The sequence below is a fragment of the Actinoplanes sp. NPDC049681 genome, assembly GCF_044465265.1.
In the GTDB taxonomy this organism is placed as follows: domain Bacteria; phylum Actinomycetota; class Actinomycetes; order Mycobacteriales; family Micromonosporaceae; genus Actinoplanes.
Window position 1 is genome coordinate 582,619 of sequence record NZ_JBITLP010000001.1, and the last position, 16,791, is coordinate 599,409.

General features: G+C 70.8%; 15 protein-coding genes. 6 read left to right on the forward strand and 9 right to left on the reverse strand.

Annotation, left to right across the window (positions count from 1 at the left end):
- Positions 1–4: 4 nt before the first annotated feature.
- From tilS to ACIBO8_RS02625, 5 genes are all read left to right on the forward strand, one after another.
- Positions 5–967: a tRNA lysidine(34) synthetase TilS gene (gene tilS / locus ACIBO8_RS02605; RefSeq protein WP_396113321.1), complete on the forward strand. Its 963-nt coding sequence runs from the start codon at positions 5–7 to the stop codon at positions 965–967.
- Positions 968–1,094: 127 nt separating this feature from the next.
- Positions 1,095–1,670 (forward strand): hypoxanthine phosphoribosyltransferase, encoded by a 576-nt coding sequence (hpt, locus tag ACIBO8_RS02610; protein ID WP_396113322.1) that lies wholly within the window; start codon positions 1,095–1,097, stop codon positions 1,668–1,670.
- A 380-nt stretch (positions 1,671–2,050) separates the two neighbouring features.
- On the forward strand, positions 2,051–4,090 hold the full coding sequence (ftsH, locus tag ACIBO8_RS02615; protein ID WP_396113323.1) for an ATP-dependent zinc metalloprotease FtsH: 2,040 nt from the start codon (positions 2,051–2,053) through the stop codon (positions 4,088–4,090).
- Between the two features lie 5 nt (positions 4,091–4,095).
- A complete protein-coding gene (folE, locus tag ACIBO8_RS02620; protein ID WP_396113867.1) occupies positions 4,096–4,761 on the forward strand; it encodes a GTP cyclohydrolase I FolE in 666 nt (221 codons plus the stop codon).
- The gene (locus tag ACIBO8_RS02625; protein WP_396113324.1) at positions 4,751–5,158 is read left to right on the forward strand and encodes a RidA family protein; all 408 of its coding nucleotides are present in this window, start codon (positions 4,751–4,753) and stop codon (positions 5,156–5,158) included. Before folE ends, ACIBO8_RS02625 begins: the two co-directional genes overlap by 11 nt.
- A gap of 20 nt (positions 5,159–5,178) precedes the next feature.
- Here ACIBO8_RS02625 and ACIBO8_RS02630 read toward each other — a convergent pair whose 3' ends face one another.
- The 4 genes from ACIBO8_RS02630 to ACIBO8_RS02645 are packed head-to-tail and all read right to left on the reverse strand — an operon-like array spanning position 5,179 to position 8,869.
- Positions 5,179–5,361 (reverse strand): hypothetical protein, encoded by a 183-nt coding sequence (locus ACIBO8_RS02630; protein ID WP_396113325.1) that lies wholly within the window; start codon positions 5,359–5,361, stop codon positions 5,179–5,181.
- Positions 5,361–5,621 carry a hypothetical protein gene (locus tag ACIBO8_RS02635; RefSeq protein ID WP_396113326.1) on the reverse strand — a complete coding sequence of 87 codons (261 nt, stop codon included), beginning with the start codon at positions 5,619–5,621 and terminating at the stop codon, positions 5,361–5,363. Before ACIBO8_RS02635 ends, ACIBO8_RS02630 begins: the two co-directional genes overlap by 1 nt.
- Before the next feature lie 36 nt (positions 5,622–5,657).
- Positions 5,658–6,293 carry a hypothetical protein gene (locus ACIBO8_RS02640; protein WP_396113327.1) on the reverse strand — a complete coding sequence of 212 codons (636 nt, stop codon included), beginning with the start codon at positions 6,291–6,293 and terminating at the stop codon, positions 5,658–5,660.
- Complete coding sequence (locus tag ACIBO8_RS02645) at positions 6,290–8,869, reverse strand: FtsK/SpoIIIE domain-containing protein (protein ID WP_396113328.1); 2,580 nt, start codon at positions 8,867–8,869, stop codon at positions 6,290–6,292. Before ACIBO8_RS02645 ends, ACIBO8_RS02640 begins: the two co-directional genes overlap by 4 nt.
- Positions 8,870–9,056: 187 nt before the next feature.
- On the opposite strand from ACIBO8_RS02645, the gene ACIBO8_RS02650 reads away from it, so the two are divergent.
- A complete protein-coding gene (locus ACIBO8_RS02650) occupies positions 9,057–9,587 on the forward strand; it encodes a hypothetical protein (protein ID WP_396113329.1) in 531 nt (176 codons plus the stop codon).
- Between the two features lie 5 nt (positions 9,588–9,592).
- Here ACIBO8_RS02650 and ACIBO8_RS02655 read toward each other — a convergent pair whose 3' ends face one another.
- The 5 genes from ACIBO8_RS02655 to ACIBO8_RS02675 form a co-directional block, all read right to left on the reverse strand.
- The gene (locus ACIBO8_RS02655) at positions 9,593–10,195 is read right to left on the reverse strand and encodes a hypothetical protein (RefSeq protein ID WP_396113330.1); all 603 of its coding nucleotides are present in this window, start codon (positions 10,193–10,195) and stop codon (positions 9,593–9,595) included.
- Positions 10,195–11,337: a M23 family metallopeptidase gene (locus ACIBO8_RS02660; protein WP_396113331.1), complete on the reverse strand. Its 1,143-nt coding sequence runs from the start codon at positions 11,335–11,337 to the stop codon at positions 10,195–10,197. The genes ACIBO8_RS02655 and ACIBO8_RS02660 overlap by 1 nt, the downstream gene beginning before the upstream one ends.
- Positions 11,334–11,888, reverse strand: a complete 555-nt coding sequence (locus tag ACIBO8_RS02665; RefSeq protein WP_396113332.1) for a hypothetical protein — start codon at positions 11,886–11,888, stop codon at positions 11,334–11,336. The genes ACIBO8_RS02660 and ACIBO8_RS02665 overlap by 4 nt, the downstream gene beginning before the upstream one ends.
- A gap of 6 nt (positions 11,889–11,894) precedes the next feature.
- Positions 11,895–13,874, reverse strand: a complete 1,980-nt coding sequence (locus tag ACIBO8_RS02670; RefSeq protein WP_396113333.1) for an MFS transporter — start codon at positions 13,872–13,874, stop codon at positions 11,895–11,897.
- Positions 13,875–13,876: 2 nt separating this feature from the next.
- Positions 13,877–16,791: ATP-binding protein (locus ACIBO8_RS02675; RefSeq protein ID WP_396113334.1), on the reverse strand; the 2,915-nt coding region annotated here is incomplete at its 5' end.

A 16,791-nucleotide genomic window follows, 5' to 3' on the forward strand; every position in this document is an offset into this window, starting at 1 on the left:
TCCCGTGGCCCGCATCCCGCCGCCGGTGGCGACCGTCCGCGCGGCGGTACGCCCGGAGCTGACCGCCGGACCCGTCCTCGTCGCCTGCTCCGGCGGCGCCGACTCGCTGGCCCTCGCCGCCGCGACCGCCTTCGTGGCGCCGCGCCGCGGGGTGGCCGCTGGTCTGATCACCGTCGACCACCAGCTCCAGGAGGGTTCGGCCGCGCGGGCCGCCGCCGTCGCCGAATGGGGCCGCTCGGCCGGCTTCGACCCGGTCGAGGTGCTCACGGTCGACGTGGGCGGCCGGGCCGGTGGTCCCGAGGCGGCTGCTCGCGAGGCGCGCTACGAGGCGATTTCCTCGTACGCCGCGCAAATGGGATGCGGCACGGTGCTGCTCGGGCACACCCGCGACGACCAGGCCGAGACCGTGCTGCTCGCGCTCGCGCGCGGCTCGGGGCCCCGAGGTCTGGCCGGGATGCCCCGGCGCCGGGGGATCTTCGTCCGTCCGCTGCTGGACGTGTCCCGGGCCGACACCCGCAAGGCCTGCGCCGCGCTCGGCCTGGTCGCCTGGGAGGACCCGCACAACACCGACCCCGCGTACGCCCGGGCGAGAGTGCGCGCCGACGCCCTACCGGCGCTGGCAGCGGCGCTCGGACCGGCCGTGGTGGCCAATCTCGCGCGGACCGCCTCGCTGGTCGCCGCGGACGTCGCCTACCTCGACTCGGTCGCTCGTGACGAGCTCGCGGCGGTCCGGTCCGACGACGGCCTCTCGGTTTCCGCCCTGGCAACCCTTCCGGAGGCGATCCGCGGCCGCGTCTTGCACGCCTGGGCCGCGGAGCTGGGAGCGCCGGGCGCCGCGCTCTCCCACCGGCACGTGGCCGCCCTCGATGCACTGGTCAGCCGCTGGCACGGGCAGGGGCCGGCCGCGTTGCCCTCCGGCATCCTCGTGGCCCGCCGCAAGGGTGACCTGCTCCGCGTTGACCTGTGAGTGTTGTCACTTACCGTGGCGCAGGTCCGGACCGGTGGGCCGCATTCGCCCCATAACCGGCGCTTGCCGGGGTCCGGACCACCGCCCCCGCCAGCGGGCGACCGGCCGCATACGGCAGGCTAGGCGCATGGCAGACGGCTCCTGGTACGACGCCGACATCGACCGCGTGATCATCTCCGAGGAGCAGATCCGCGAGAAGACCGAAGAACTCGCGAAGCAGGTCGCGGCCGACTATGCGGACGCCGAGGAGGGCCTGCTGCTGGTCTGCGTGCTCAAGGGCGCGGTCATGTTCATGGCGGACTTCGCACGCGCGCTGGGGCGGCAGGGTCCCTCGTCCGAGATGGAGTTCATGGCCGTCTCGTCGTACGGCTCCGGCACCACGTCCTCCGGGGTGGTGCGCATCCTCAAGGACCTGGACCGGGACATCACCGGCCGGCACGTGATCATCGTCGAGGACATCGTCGACTCCGGCCTCACCCTCTCGTGGCTGATGAAGTACCTGCAGTCCCGCTCGCCGGAGAGCGTCGAGGTGGTCGCCCTGTTCCGCAAGCCGGACGCGATCAAGGTGCCGGTGCCGACAAAGTACGTCGGTTTCGACATCCCGAACGAGTTCGTGGTCGGTTACGGCCTGGACTTCGCGGAGCGTTACCGCGAGGTGCCGTACGTCGGGGTGCTGAAGCCGGAGGTCTACGCCCGTAGCTGAACCGTCTCCCAGCCGACTCTCAGGAATCGGGTGACCGGTCCTATCGCGAGGGGTATTGTCCATCTTTGTAGCGATTTATGGCCCCCGAGAGCGTGCACCATGGGCAGCGGTGGCCCGTCGGCGTGCCGGGCTGACGCAGTCGTACGAGGCAGCCACGGTGTACGGTCGAGTGACCGATGGCGCAGTGTCACGAGCGCCGGAGGGGTCGGGTCGGTAGCGGACGGGCGTTCGGGTTTGCCCCGGAGCCAGGAGGCTATTGGAGTCCCGGCAGTGTTTCCGTGGCTCGGGCGCGTCCTCGCGGCCGGTGACGGAGACCCGTCAACCCAGGTGACCAGGACGCCGATCAGGAGGGTCCGGGCGCATCGGCGCCCGACAACAGTATGGAACGTACGCGTTTCTTCCGCCGCCCGGTGGTCTGGATCATTCTGGTGATCATCGGTGCGATTGCGCTGAGCTCATTCTTCACCAGTGGTCCGAGCTACCAGCGAGTTGATACTTCGGTCGTTCTCGAGCGACTCAACCAGCCCGGGATCAAGAAGGTCATCCAGCAGGACAAGGAGCAGACGCTCCAGCTCGAACTGGCGGCCCCGGAGCGGTTCGACGGCAAGACCACGGACAAGATCGAGACCCAGTATCCGTACGAGCTGACGGACGAGGTCTGGAACGAGGTCCAGGAGGCGAAGACGGCGGGCCGGATCACCGGCACCATCAACGCCACGGTCTCCGGCGACAGCATCCTGCTGAGCCTGCTGGTCAACCTGCTGCCCATCGCGATCCTCGTGATCCTCCTGCTGCTGTTCATGTCGCAGATGCAGGGCGGCGGCTCCCGGGTCCTCAACTTCGGCAAGTCCAAGGCCAAGATGCTGACCAAGGACATGCCCAAGACGACGTTCGCCGACGTGGCGGGCGCCGACGAGGCGGTCGAGGAGCTTCAGGAGATCAAGGACTTCCTGCAGAACCCGGCGAAGTACCAGGCGCTCGGTGCCAAGATCCCCAAGGGCGTGCTGCTGTTCGGCCAGCCCGGCACGGGTAAGACCCTGCTGGCGCGCGCCGTCGCCGGCGAGGCCGGGGTGCCGTTCTACTCGATCTCCGGTTCCGACTTCGTCGAGATGTTCGTGGGTGTCGGCGCGAGCCGCGTCCGCGACCTGTTCGAGCAGGCCAAGGCCAACGCGCCGGCCATCGTCTTCGTCGACGAGATCGACGCCGTCGGCCGCCACCGCGGCGCCGGCATGGGCGGCGGTCACGACGAGCGCGAGCAGACGCTCAACCAGCTCCTCGTCGAGATGGACGGCTTCGACACCAAGGGCGGCGTGATCCTGATCGCCGCCACCAACCGGCCGGACATCCTCGACCCGGCCCTGCTGCGCCCGGGCCGCTTCGACCGGCAGATCCCCGTCGACAACCCCGACATGGAGGGCCGCAAGGCGATCCTGCGGGTGCACGCCAAGGGCAAGCCGTTCACGCCCGACGTCGATCTCGACTCGGTCGCCCGGCGTACCCCCGGCTTCTCGGGTGCCGACCTGGCGAACGTCATCAACGAGGCGGCGCTGCTGACCGCCCGTAACGACAAGCGGGCGATCTCCAACTTCTTCCTCGAGGAGTCGATCGACCGGGTCATCGCCGGTCCCGAGCGGCGTACCCGGGCGATGAGCGACAGCGAGAAGAAGATCACCGCGTACCACGAGGGTGGGCACGCGCTGGTCGCGTACGCGCTGCCGCACTCGGCGCCGGTGCACAAGGTGACGATCCTGCCGCGTGGCCGGTCGCTGGGCCACACGCTGGTGCTGCCGACCGAGGACAAGTACACCCAGACCCGCGCCGAGATGATCGACACCCTGGCGTACGCGCTGGGTGGCCGGGCCGCGGAGGAGCTCGTCTTCCACGAGCCCACCACCGGCGCCGGCAACGACATCGAGAAGGCGTCCGGCCTGGCCCGCGCCATGGTCACCCAGTACGGCATGAGCTCGAAGCTGGGTGCGGTCAAGTACGGCTCGAACAACGACGAGCCGTTCCTCGGCCGGAACATGGGCCACGAGCGGGACTACTCCGACGCGGTCGCCGCCGAGATCGACGCGGAGGTGCGCGCGCTCATCGAGCTGGCGCACGACGAGGCCTGGGAGATCCTGGTCGAGTACCGCGACGTCCTCGACGCCATGGTGCTGGAGCTGATGGAGAAGGAGACCATCACCCAGCAGGACATGGACCGCATCTGCGCCCGGGTGCAGAAGCGGGCACCGATGTCGCCGTTCAACGGCTTCGGCAAGCGGCTGCCCTCGGAGGCCCCGCCGGTCCTGACCCCCGCCGAGCGCGACAAGTTGAAGGCCCAGGCCGAGGCCGACGGCCAGGTGGCCGTCGGCGGTGGCAACGCCACCTCCTCGGACCTCAACCCGAACGGGAGCACCTCGGAGGGCCCGCACTGAGCGCCATCGACACCAGCTCGACGGAGCCGGACGACTCCGACGAGCTCGACTACCTCGCCGCGCGCCTGGTCGACGGCAAGCTCACCGGTGCGCCGGTCGAGCAGGCCGTCGACCTCGCCCGCATCGAGAAAGCGGTCCGGGAGATTCTCCTCGCCCTCGGTGAGGACCCGGACCGTGACGGTCTCGAGCGCACCCCGGCCCGGGTGGCCCGGGCGTATGCGGAGCTCTTCGCCGGCCTGCGCGTCGACCCCGCCAAGGTGCTCACCACGACGTTCGAGGCCAACCACGAGGAGCTCGTCCTCGTGCGCGACATCGAGGTGATGAGCCTCTGCGAGCACCACCTACTGCCGTTCAAGGGCGTCGCCCACATCGGCTACATCCCGGGCCACGACGGCCGCATCACCGGCCTGTCGAAGCTCGCGCGGCTGGTCGAGGTGTACGCCCGCCGCCCCCAGGTGCAGGAACGCCTCACCTCCCAGATCGCCGACCTGCTGATGGACCGGCTCGAGCCCCGCGGCGTCATCGTCGTGCTGGAGTGCGAGCACCTGTGCATGGAGATGCGCGGCATCCGCAAGGTGGGCGCCCGCACGGTCACCTCGGCGGTCCGCGGCGCCTTCCAGCGCGACGGCAAGGTCCGCGCCGAGGCCATGGCCTTGATCAATGCCCGCTGAGCGGTTCAACCCGCCGACCGTTCACGCGCCGGCCGGCTACAGCCACGTCACCATCTCCGCCGCGGGACGCCTCGCCCACCTCGCCGGCCAGTGCCCCCTCGACCTCGACGGCACCGTGGTCGGCCCGCCCGGCGACTACGCCGCCCAGACCGACCAGGTCGTCATCAACTGCCTCGCGGTCCTCGAGGCCGCGGGCGCCCGGCCGTCGGACGTGGTCCGCTCGGTCGTGTACGTCGTCAGCCCCGACAGCGAGGTCCTGGCAGAGGTCTGGCAGCGGCTGAACGCCTCAGAGCTGGCACCGGCGTTCACCACCGCGAGCACGTTGCTGGGCGTGGCGTCACTCGGCTACCGCGGCCAGCTCGTCGAGGTCGACCTGACCGCCGCCCTGCCCGACTGAGCCCGACTGAGCCGGCCCGCTCAGCCGGCCGCCCGACGGGGCCGCTGCCCCACCGTGCAGTGGTAGCAGTGCTCGACGACACCGTCCGCGTCGTACCACTCGTGGTCGCCGCAGTCCGCCGTGCCTTTGCCCAGCACGCCACGGTTCACCAGGAACCACGGCAGCAGGCGGCGCAGGCGGGTCCGCAGGCGAAACCGCGCCATCAGACGATCATGCGGTAGGTGTCCGCGCTGTCCATGGCGGCGCGCGCCAGGGTGGCCGCCTCGTCCAGGCGGGTCCGCGCCTGCTCGAGCTGGGCGATCGCCGCCGCGATCGACGGGTGCAGCGAGCCGATCGCGGTGATCCGCAGCCGGGCCAGCGCGTCGTCGAGCTGGTCGTTCACCTGCTGGATGCCCGTCACCGCGCGCTGGGTGCCGTCCACCGACGCCGCCACGTTCGCCTTGACTTCCTCGACGCTGGCCATGCCTGTACCCCCTTGCCGGATGAAACTGTGCCCCCGTTACCGGATGAACGCCAGGAGGCCGACGCCCATGCAGGTGAGCAGCACCGGCGTCAGGCACGCGACGGCGCCGACGATCGGCGTACGGTCGACCTTCTCGGGGCCGCCGCCGTAGACGAAGCCGATGGTCAGCCAGCCCAGCCCGTACGCCAGCAGGGGCAGGCTCAGGCCGCAGAGCAGCGCGTACGTCGGCAGCGAGCCGGAGGGCGCCACCAGATAGAGCACTATCTGGACGATGAGCACGGCCGCGGCGAACGGGCCGTACACCAGCAGGTTGCGGGCCCACGGGCGCAGCGGTGCCGTGCCGGGACCCAGCATGCCCGCGTCGGCGGCGTCCGCTGTCGCCCTCGCCTGCCGCAGTGCCGCGAGCACCGCCGCCGGGCCACCGGCCACCGCCTGCGTGGCGAGCGCCTGCTCGGCTGGCTGCGGAATCAGCTGCGCCTCCGGCACGCCGAGGTCGGACACGAGCCGGGAGCGCTGCGGCGCCAGTCTTGCCCGTACCGATGCAAGCTCCTGCTGGGCCGCCTGCAGCGTCACCGCCTGCTCGCCCGCCGCCGCGCTCGCGGCGCGACGGACGGCGTCGAGTTGCTGGGCGGCGGCCAGGTAGTCGTCCCAGGGCCCGCGTTCGTCGCTCACTGGTCGGCCTCGGGCCGCGCGAAGGGCACGATCGTCACCGTACGGTCGGCGTGCCGGTCGTGCAGCAGCGCGCGGTTCTCGCGAGGCTGCCAGTCCAGGTTCTTCCCCAGCATCAGACAGACCTCCTGCTGCGGGATGTTGAGGAAGACCAGTCCGGCCACGTCCTCCCGGCCCGTGCTGCCGCCGGTCTCCTCACCGAACCGGCGCAGGCCCCGCCACCACGACAACAGGTGCACGCCGTGGCCGGGCCCCTCCCGCAGCACCTGGCGCAGCGTCGGCAGCGTGCCGGGGCTCGCCGCGTCCATGCCGAACACGACCCGGTAGCCGGGCCGCTGCAGGTCGAGCTCCGCGGCCAGGCCGGCGGCGTCGACCACGACCACCTCCTGCCGGTGGGCGATCTCCGCGGCGAGATCCTTCGCCGCCTCGTCCCCCTCGGCGACCAGCGAGCAGATGACGAAGCGGGCCGTCCGCGGGGCGTGGAACGCGGCGACGCTGCGGGCCGCCGCCTCCAGCACCTCGGCGCCGTTCGCCTGCGAGCCGAAGATCGCCAGATGCCGCCCGGGAGAGGAGTCCAGCGGGAACGCGGCGGTCGACAGGTTCACGTCGATCACCCGCCCGACCAGCGCGGACGGGCGTCCCGCGCGCCCGGCCAGCGCCGCCCGATAGGTGGGGTCGTCGGCGAGGTGCTGGCGGGCGTACCCGGCGAAGATCCGTGGCGGCAGCGCCTCCGGGTCCCGGGCACCCCACAGCTTGTGCCGCAGGTCGCTGAGCACGCCGCGGTCGGCGTGCGGGTCGGGGAACCGCACGATGCGCTCGTGCCCCCGCGTCGCGCCCCGCGGGCCGCCCAGGCCGCCGGCCGTGTTGACGACGGCGGTGCCGAGGGGCAGCCCGGCGGCTGAGTCGTTCGTCGGCTCCAGCACGTCCCCACCGCCCGGCAACGCGATCCGGACCGGGAACTGGCCGAAGATCGAATCACGCTTCGCGTACAGCGCCTCGACGCCCAGGACGGTCTGGCTGGCCAGGACCAGATGGATTCCGTACGAGCGACCCTTGCGTGCCAGGGACTCCAGCAGCTGCACGGCCTCGCCGGCCGTCGGATCGTTGCCGGCCAGCAGCACCTGGAACTCGTCGATGACACACAGCACGCGCGGCATCGGCTTGCCGCGGCCCTCCTCGGCCGCCACCGCCCGCAGATCCGCGAACCGGGTCACGCCGGCCCGCTTGTACGCCACCGACCGGCGGGTCATCTCCGCGTCGAGCTCCCGCAGCACAGCCAGCCCGTACTCCCGGTCCGACTCGACGCCGACAGCCCGCGCGTGCGGCAGCCACGTGCGGTCCCGGGCGGTCGGCACGAACTCGGCGAACGAGACACCTTCCTTGAAATCCAGGAGGTAGAGGCTCAGCTCGTCGGGACTGTAACGGGCGCCCAGACCGTACAGAACATTGATGAGGAACGCCGTCTTGCCGGCGCCGGACCGCCCGCCCACCATCCAGTGTGGAGTCAGGTCGTTGAACTGCAACACCACCGGGGTGTCGCCGTCATGCCCCACCGTGGTGCCGAGCCCGTCGGCCGCATCCCCCGCCTGCTGGGCCGACGGCTCCGGCAGCAGATCGGCCAGGGTCAGCTGCGAGGCGGCCGCCGAATGCGCCGCCAGCTCCCGGCACACCGCATCGACGAGGTGCGGCGGCGGATCGTCGTCGAGAAACACCGGCGCGTTCAACCACACCGCCTCGGGAATGGACCCGAACGTCGCACCCGGCGGATTCCCGACGACCGCGTACGGATTCCGCACCGACACCTGGGTCGTCCGCGGCAACGGCGGCTGGGTGGTCTCCGCGGTCAACGGCGGCGGCGGCCACCCCGCCACGATCAGATGCAGCCCCGACTCGGGCCCCTGCTGCGCGAGCGCGGCGATCCGCACCAGATCCCCGCCCTCGGTCAGCTCGGGCAGGCTCGCGATGACCACCAGCATCATCCGATCCCGGCGACTCCGGCGGCTCGCTTGCGCCCGCACCGGCCGCAGCCACTTCTCCGCCTCGGAAAGCACATCCCGCAGCCCGGCCCGATCAGTGGCGGGCGGCGACAGGAGGCCGGCATCCGCCAGCGCGGCGAAGGGGGCGAAAACGGTGCCACCCCCCGTACCGTCAACCGCCCGGACCAACAACGAACCCGCCGGCGCGGCAGCCAGCAGACGCAGCAGCAGGCAGCGCAACAAACCGGCCACCCGCGGATCGCGGGCGTCGGCATCGACGGTCAGATGCCCGCTTCCCAGCAGCGGAACAATCGCGGGAAATCGCGCATCATCCAGCGGCTGCGCGACACCCAACCGAACAAACTGCGGAGGGTACGCACCCCCGAGCGGTGCGGTGACGGACAGCGCATCCAACGGCGACCCGAGCCACCCAGGAGCCAACTCCCCGGCCGCAGCCCGCAACTGCTCGGCCAGCCGATGCTGCTCCAACGAATCCGCAGCGGCCGGAGCGTGCCCCTCCAACGCGGCAGCGGCCGCCGCCACGGTGGCCTCCGCCTGGCGGTGCAGGGCAGCGGCCTGAGCGGTCCGCCCCGTCGAATCCACCGCCTCACCTCCGTGTGTGCGCTCAAACCGTACCCTGCGAACGGCCGGCCATCCGCTTTGCGCAGCCGATGGTCAATCTTCCCAGCCGGGCCGGAACGGGGTGATGCGCGGGCCCGCCCCTCGGGACGGCCCGGCCTTACCGCACTGTAACGACGGGTCCACAGCAGAACCCACTAACCTGAGAGGGGTGCAGCCGACGAACCCACCCGCCGCGGTCCCACCCCCGGCCGTGCCCGCCGCGCCGGGGAAGTTCCGAAATCGCCGGGTACGGCTGATATTGGCAATGGTGGCAGGGATCACGGCGCTGCTGTGCGTGGGCGGGGTCGGCGTCTTCATCTCCCTCTACGACGAGGCGACGGAGGTCAAGCGCACGGCCCCGGATGCGGTGGTGGACGGCTTTCTTCGCGCGTACTTGGTCAACCGCAACGATCAGCAAGCGTCGCTGTTCACCTGCAAATCCGGTGCTGATCTGGCGGCCGTGTCCGCGCTACGCGGGGAAACGGTGAGCCGCGAGAAGAGCTTCGATGTCACTGTGAACGTGAGCTGGAGCACGCTCACGGTGTCCGGTGCAGGGGAGGAAAACCGGTCGGTCACCACCGACCTGGTGATCTCCGGTTCGTCGAATGGCAATTCGATCAGCCGCCGGTCGGAAACTTGGCGCTTCGCTCTGACGAACGAGGACGGTTGGCGAGTTTGTTCGGCGAGCAAGCTCTCCTAGCGCCCTTATTCGACCCAGAGCAAATGCACCGGAACCGTGAGGGTCTTGGGTGCTTTGCCGCTCCAGGCCCAGCGGTACCAGTCGAGCTCCGTGGCCACGCGAGCGCAGATGTCGCCTTCGTCGCTGGTGTGGAGTTCGGTCACCGCACGGAGGTCTCTTTGCTCGCCGCCGTCCTCGAGGAGCTGGACGACGCGGCGGCCGGTGAGCGCGTCGGCGTCGAGTGCCGCGACCGGGTTGCGGCGCGGCGGCTCGTCCATGGAGACCAGGCGGGACATGACGTCTGCCGGTCCGGTCGCCGTGCCTGCCATTCCTAGTTCTTCGACCCATACGCGCTCGACCGGCACCAGCGGCGCGAAGACCTCTGTCTGCTCGGCCTCGGCGCGATACCACTCCGCCTCCGGGATGACCGGTACGTAGGTGCGGCTGCCCTGGACCACCTTCTCGTCCGCTCGCAGGTCAGCGCGCCAGCCGTGGCCGGGTAGGCCGATCAGGACTCGTCTTCCGCGGAGGTGGCCGCCCATGACGGCCGGCGTGGGGACGATCGGGCGGGGTGGCTCGGGGACCCAGTCGGAGCGACCCGCGAACGGGTCGGGCATGCCTCCGCCCATCACTGCGAACCGCCCAGCGGGGAGCCGCGCTGTGCCATGAACTGCACCGGGTCGACCGCGCTGGCGCTCGAGCGGTCGTTGTTCAGGTGCACCTCGAAGTGCAGGTGGGGGCCGGACGAGTTTCCGCTCGTACCGCTGAGAGCGACGACCTGGCCGGCGGCGACCCGCTGACCGACCTTGAGACTGGGCCGCTGCACGAGGTGACAGTAGCGGGTCATGATGTTGCCGGCGTGCCGGATCTCCAGCATCCAGCCGCAGCCGCCCTTGCCGGGGTACCCCGGCCGATCGCAGTCCTTCTTGCCGGTGAACGTCTCGTCGCACTTGATCCGGGAGACGACGCCACTCGCGACGGAGCGTACGGGCGTGCGCAGGTTGACGATGAGGTCGACGCCCTGGTGGGTCGGGCGGCTCGCGGTGCGGAAGCCCGAGCCGACGTTCCACTGCTGTCCCCGCGGCGCGTTGACGGCCAGGGGGTTGGTCCACCCCGAGGCGGTGATGTCGGCCGCCGACGCGCAGACCATCGACAGCGAGTTGCCGATCGCGTTGCCGGCCCCGTCCGCGAGGAGGTTGACGATCTGCGTCGCGATCGGTTCGTGCTTGGCGTAGGCGTCGGGGTACGCACTGATCTGGACCCGCTGCGCGGCTCGGGTCAGCGACATCGATTCCCAGCCGTCGATCGTCTTGAGCTTCTCGTAGAACTTCGTCGCCGCGTACTTGGGGTCGGTGACCTGGGCCGGTGTGCCCCAGCCGCTGCTCGGCCGCTGCTGGAACAGGCCGAGCGAATCGTGGTCGTTGCGGGCGCCCAGATTGCCGAGGTTGGTGAGCCGGGACTCCTGCATCGCCGTCGCGACCGCGATGACCCAGGCCCTCGGCGGCATCTTCAGCTCGGCGCCGACGTTGATGATGATCGCCGCGTTCCTGATCTGGGCCGGGCCGTACGGCCGTACCCGCGGCAGCTTGCCGTTGGGGTCGATCGGGCCGCCCGTTCCGCAGCCGGAGGTGGACAGGCTGAGGTCGTCGCTGTCGTCGTTGAAGCTGCTGAAGAGGATGGCGGTCACGCTGCCGCCGCAGCAGAGCAGGGCCAGGGTCGCCACGAGGGCCACCAGGAGGGCGACCCGCCGGGGCCGCCGCAGCGCCGTCACGCCGCCTCCCAGTCGACGCCGTCGACCAACCACTTGCCGTCCGGGGACACCATCTGCAACGTGAGCTTGCCGGAGTTCACCGTGACCACCGCGTTGACCAGCCCGTCGCCGACCGGCACGATCGTGGGCCGCCCGACGACCCGGTCGGCGGGCACGTCGGCGGGGTCGACGCCGTTCAGTTCCTCGGACAGGTTCTTCGTCGAGTTGGGCAGGATCCCGTCATGCCAGACCTTGGCGGACACGTTCTTGTGGTCGACCCAGGCCGAGGCGAACGCGTACGCGACAGCCTCAGGCGTAGCGGTTCCGGGCTTGGCCGTGGGTGACGGCGGCGGCTCGTCGTCCACGATCACGCCGTCGTCGTCATGGCTCGGGTCCACGCTCACGGTGGGAGCGGGCGACACCGGATCAAGCAGTTGCTGATCGCCGCCCGAGCCGTCGGAGAACAGCCGGCCGATGCCGACCACCGCCAGCACCAGCACCGCGATCACCACGGCGACGCCCCACCGCGACCGGAAGAGCCCGGTGAGGCCGCGCTCGAGGATCCTCGGCATGGTCGATCACCGGGCCTCGGTACGGGTCCGCGGCGAGGCCGGCTCGCGGGTGGTGCTCCCGGTCTCGGGCCGGTAGATCGCGTACGACGAGGGCGACTCCGCGACGTCCGGCTCGGTCCACGTTGAGGTCCGTCGCTGGCGCGCGGCCGACACGGCCGAACCGGCCGGAAGTGGTACGGGCCGCCGGTCAGTGGTCGGACGCTCGTCCCGGATCGACTCGGTGCCGTCGGGCCGCACCGCCGGCGCCGCTCCGCCGCCGGCCTGTGCGGGCGCCGAGCTCAACTCGGCGCGAGCCGTCGCGGCGTGCGCCGGGTCCTCGAGCCGGGCCTCGGGGCGCAGGTTGCCCTGCTCGACGTACACGGTCCGCCCCTTGCCGATCCGCGGCTCGTTGGTGCCACCCGCGTCGGCGACGTCCAGCTTCGCCGCCTCGCGCATGTCCCGGAAGAACCGCCGATGCCACGAGCCGGCGGACGTGATCGCCGCGGTGCTGTCCTTGCCGCCGAGCTGAGTGATCCGCCGGTACGGCCGCAGCAGCAGCCAGCCGACGACCCCGCAGAGCCACACCAGGACGACCTGAAGCCATCCGGGCAGGCTCGCGGTGTTCATGATCAGGTCGACGGCGAACAGGTAGATCGCGGCGCCCGTACCGAAGATCGCGATGTTGAACACCGCCGCGACCACGGCGTTCCCCAGCCGCCGAATCCCGGAGCTGGCGGGTCTCAACAGACCGACCGTTCCCAGAATCGGCGCCGCGATGACCGCCCATCGGAAGATCAAGAACCCGAGCAGGACCAGCAGAGAAGCGGTGAGATCGAACATCGCGAACATGAACGCCGCGAGCATCGCGATGAAACCGGCCCCGACCCGATCCATGCCGTTGACGCCCTGGAGGTACTCGTACGCCTCGGGGTCGTCCTTCCGGATCTGCTCGGCGACCTTCTTCCACTGCTCCTTCTTGCCGTCGATCGTCGCCTGGCGCGTTTCCGGGTTGTCCCGCATCTTCTGCGCTTCGTCCCAGGTGAAGGACCGAGCGTCGTAAAGGGCCCGGCCGTACATCTGGGCGGTGACGCTGTCGGCCGATCCGAGCAGGCCCCGCAGGTAGTTGCGATAGAGCATCGTGTCGGTTGCGGTGTCGCTGGCCCGAACGGCAGGCGGGCGATTGTCCTCGCAAGCGCCGGGGGTGGGGTCGTCGCACTTCCCCTCAGGGGTGTTCTGCGCCCGGGGCCCCACGGCGTCGTGGACGACGCCGAGTGTCGTGATGAGGCTCTGGTCGGCGATGTTGGCGGAACGCACCGGCCACGCCGCGATGGCCGTCACCGCGACCATGATGAGGATGGCCCAGCCCGCGGTGGTGGTCGCCGCGCCCATGTCCGCCTGTTGCGACCGCCAGATCAGATACAAACCCACGATCGCGAGAGTGATGACGCCGAAGACGCTGAAGACCTTCTCGTAGACCGCCTTGGTGGCCTGCTCGACCAGCGGATCCGCCCAACCCCACAGCGACTGCGGGTCCCATGCGCGCTCGCGCAGCGCGTTGGAAGCGCCGATGACCGCTGTGGCGATCATGAATTCGCCGTTGGCGATCGTGGTCTCGAACTTGGAATCCGGCGCGGTCAGTGTGGAGGCGCAGCCGCCTTCGAGGTCGTACGTCGTGTATGCGTATCCGGCGTAGCCGTACTGGCTGTAGATGCCCTGCGGGCCGTTCAGCTTCGACGACTCCGGGCGTTCGGCGAACCATCCGGCCAGGCCCGAGTCCGGGGTGCTGGGAGTGGGCGGGTTCAGACATTCGACGCGGTCTTGAGTCACGTCCGCCAGGCGGGAGACGCAAGCTTTGAAGTCCTGCTTCCACTCGTCGGTGCTGCATGCTCCGCCCGGCGCCCGCAGGGGTCCGGCCGCAGCCGGCGAAGGAGCCGCCACTGCCCACGCGATGCTCGCCAGGACGGCCACCGCCATCGTCATGACCAGTGCGCAGACCCGGCGGAGCATGGTCAGACCTCCAGGTCGGACAGGGTCGGGATGGCCGTCGGTGCGGCCTTCGCCGCGGCCGGGGTCGTGTCCAGGTGGTCGAGGAGGCCGTCGACGTACGAGACGTCCACCCGGACCTTCTGCACCCGTCCGTCCACGTCCCGCATCACGAACTCGCGGAAGCCGAGCCGGGACGAGGACGACGCGTCCGCCTGCGACAGCGACGCCAGGGTCGCCTCGTAGCCGTCGTGTACCGGCACCCGGAGCAGGCGCAGCGCCTCCGAGGCGATTTCCTGGTCCTCGGCGATGCGGCCCACGAAGACCGTCGACACGAGGTTCTGGACGTCCAGGCCGAGGATGTCGCGGGGGTTCTGCGAGGCGACGAGCGCCGCGAGGTTCCACTTGCGGGAGTCTCGGGCGAGGCGGACCAGGAAGGAGCGGCCGGAGCGCCAGCCTTCCATGAAGTGGGCCTCGTCCAGGCCGACCATCTTCCTCGATGACATCGAGCCGCCGTAGCAGCGGCGGACCGCCAGGCGGTGGGCCGTGTGCAGCATCGGGAGGGCGAGGGATTCCTCCGCCGACCAGTACTCGCGTTCGATCTTCAGGTCGGGCAGGCGCAGGCCCGCCATCGTGATGACCGTGAGGGCCGAGTCGGCGCCGAGGAGGTGGGCCGGCGGGCGGCCGAAGAAGAGCAGGGCGAGGGGCATCTCCGCCGTGTCCAGCAGGAGGTTGGCCAGCTCTTTGCCCTCGTCGTCGTCCAGGCCCTGGAGGGTCGCCACCACGTCGTCGAGGGTGGACGTCTCCTCGGCCGGGACCTGGCGTACCGCGTGGCGCAGCAGCGTCGCCGTCGAGGCTTCCTTGGCCACCTGCGGCGGGACCAGCATGGAGCAGATGTCCTGGACGAGCATGCGGCGTTCGGCGCGGGCGTTCGAGACGGCGATCTCGTACTCGCGGTCGCCGGCCGGGCCGGTCGCGAACTCGGTGCGGACCGGGGTCGGGATCAGCGCGTACGGCGCCAGCGTCCCCTGCTCGGAGCCGGTCAGGTTCAAGACCCTGCTGTACGGCCGCAGCTCCGGCATCTGGCACAGCCGGGCGAGCGGGCCGGAGGGGTCCAGCAGCGTGACCTGCACACCGCGGCGGGCGTTCAGGTAGCCCAGCGCACCCATGAGGGTCGACTTGCCACCGCCGGGTTCCGCCACGAACACGCCGAGACCCGAGCGCTCGCGGACCTCCATGGGGAAGTGCAGGTCGAGGAAGACCGGCCGGCGGCACGTTCCCGCCGTACGCCCGATGAGGTCTCCCCGGCGGTCCCCGACCGTCGACGCGGCCTGCGGCAGGGCAGCTGCCAGCAGTTTCACCGGCATGCGCCGCACGTAGCCGGTGTTGGCGATCGGTTCGCCCGGGATGAACTCGCGGGCGAGCTGGTCCTGGTTCTTGGGGTGCTGCAGCGAGATGCGCAGCTCGCGGGAGTAGAGCTGGATGAGCCGGCGGGCCCGCTCCAGGCACTCCTCCCGGGTACGCCCACCGACGGCGATCCGGTGCCAGCCGTGCGCACGGGCCGACTCGACGGGCAGGCCGGTGGTCATCTCGTCGCCGATCACCAGCGCGCGCTTCGCGAGGCGCTCCAGTTCGGGCGGGGCGTCGATGCCGTGCTCGGCGTAGTCCAGCTGCTGCGAACGGATCATCCGGAGCCGGTGCTCGAGGTTCTTGAACGAGCTGTTGGGCCCGAGGATGTCGATCCGCGAGGACAGCTCCATCGGCCACGGCAGCCGCTCGTGGAAGTGCATCCACGGCTCGTGCTTCTCGGGAATCTCGAGCGGCTCCATGCGCCCGACGGAGAGGACGGCGACGTGCCGCTCCTCGCCGGTCATGCGGTTGACCAGCTTGACGGTGGAACCGTACGGCGTCCGGTAGCGCTCCACCTGCTCGGTCAACGCCAGCAGGTCGCCGCGTTCCCAGTGCCCGTTGGAGACCGGCGACAGCGGGCCGGGCGGGGCCATGCAGAGCGCGACCGAGCGGAACAGCAGCCACTCGAGCTCCTGCGGAGTGACCCGCCGCCCCCGCATCCCGAACGCGTTGAGCACCTCGTCGAACTGCTCCACCGTCCGCCCCAGCTTGCGCCGTTCGCTGTCCGAGGTGCCCCGGCCGAAGATCCGCAGAATGCGCTCGGAGAACGTGTCACCGAGTGACCGCCGCGCGAACGTCACGCCCAGGTAGGTCTGCCCCTCGGCATGGTTGACCGAGAGCAGATGCCGCTGGGCCGCGACGAGATGGTCCGACCAGGACGTACCGCCCGAGACGTCGGGCAGCGGCCTCGCGGTGAGGGAGTCGACCGTGCGGGCCCATTCGTCCGCCGGGAACGGCCGGTTGGTGCGCCGCAGGTGCAGGCGGAAACCCGCGAGGCCGGCGTACTGCTCGGAGATGGCGGAGAGCAGCGCCTCACGCTCGGCGTCGGGCCGGAAAGCCCAGCGCACCTCGGGCAGGTAATACCAGGCGGTGACGGTGCTCTGGGTGAACGTGAGATGCCCGGCGATCTCGCTGATCTCCAGCTCGATGGCCGGGTCGCGGTCGCTGAACTTCAGCTTGTGCGGACGCAGCTGAGCCGGCTTGACGTCCTTCTTCGGACGGACGGCCGGCAGATTGGCCGGCTCGTCCTTCTTCTTCCGGCCCCACTTCCTGGCGGGTGCCTTCTCCGGCATCGGCGCCAGGTCGGCATGGTGGTCCGGCTCCGGTTCCGACGGGTACGCCGGGAGCGCCCCGACCGGGTACACCCCGGAAGCGGTGGCCGGAAGCGCCCCGCCGGCCTGCCCGACGCCCGGGTGGGGACCACCGGCTTCCGCGACATCGGGGAGCAGCCCGCCGGCCGCAGCGGCCGGAGCAGCGGCCGGAAGCGGACCACCGGCGTGCGCGACATCAGGCGCACCCGTCTGCGTGACGA

Bases quoted from the DNA above. Each gene is read 5' to 3' on its own strand.
- hpt (WP_396113322.1), top strand. From the start codon at position 1,095: ATGGCAGACGGCTCCTGGTACGACGCCGACATCGACCGCGTGATCATC.
- ftsH (WP_396113323.1), top strand. From the start codon at position 2,051: ATGGAACGTACGCGTTTCTTCCGCCGCCCGGTGGTCTGGATCATTCTG.
- ACIBO8_RS02625 (WP_396113324.1), top strand. From the start codon at position 4,751: ATGCCCGCTGAGCGGTTCAACCCGCCGACCGTTCACGCGCCGGCCGGC.
- ACIBO8_RS02630 (WP_396113325.1), bottom strand. From the start codon at position 5,361: ATGGCGCGGTTTCGCCTGCGGACCCGCCTGCGCCGCCTGCTGCCGTGG.
- ACIBO8_RS02635 (WP_396113326.1), bottom strand. From the start codon at position 5,621: ATGGCCAGCGTCGAGGAAGTCAAGGCGAACGTGGCGGCGTCGGTGGAC.
- ACIBO8_RS02655 (WP_396113330.1), bottom strand. From the start codon at position 10,195: ATGGGCGGAGGCATGCCCGACCCGTTCGCGGGTCGCTCCGACTGGGTC.
- ACIBO8_RS02665 (WP_396113332.1), bottom strand. From the start codon at position 11,888: ATGCCGAGGATCCTCGAGCGCGGCCTCACCGGGCTCTTCCGGTCGCGG.
- ACIBO8_RS02670 (WP_396113333.1), bottom strand. From the start codon at position 13,874: ATGCTCCGCCGGGTCTGCGCACTGGTCATGACGATGGCGGTGGCCGTC.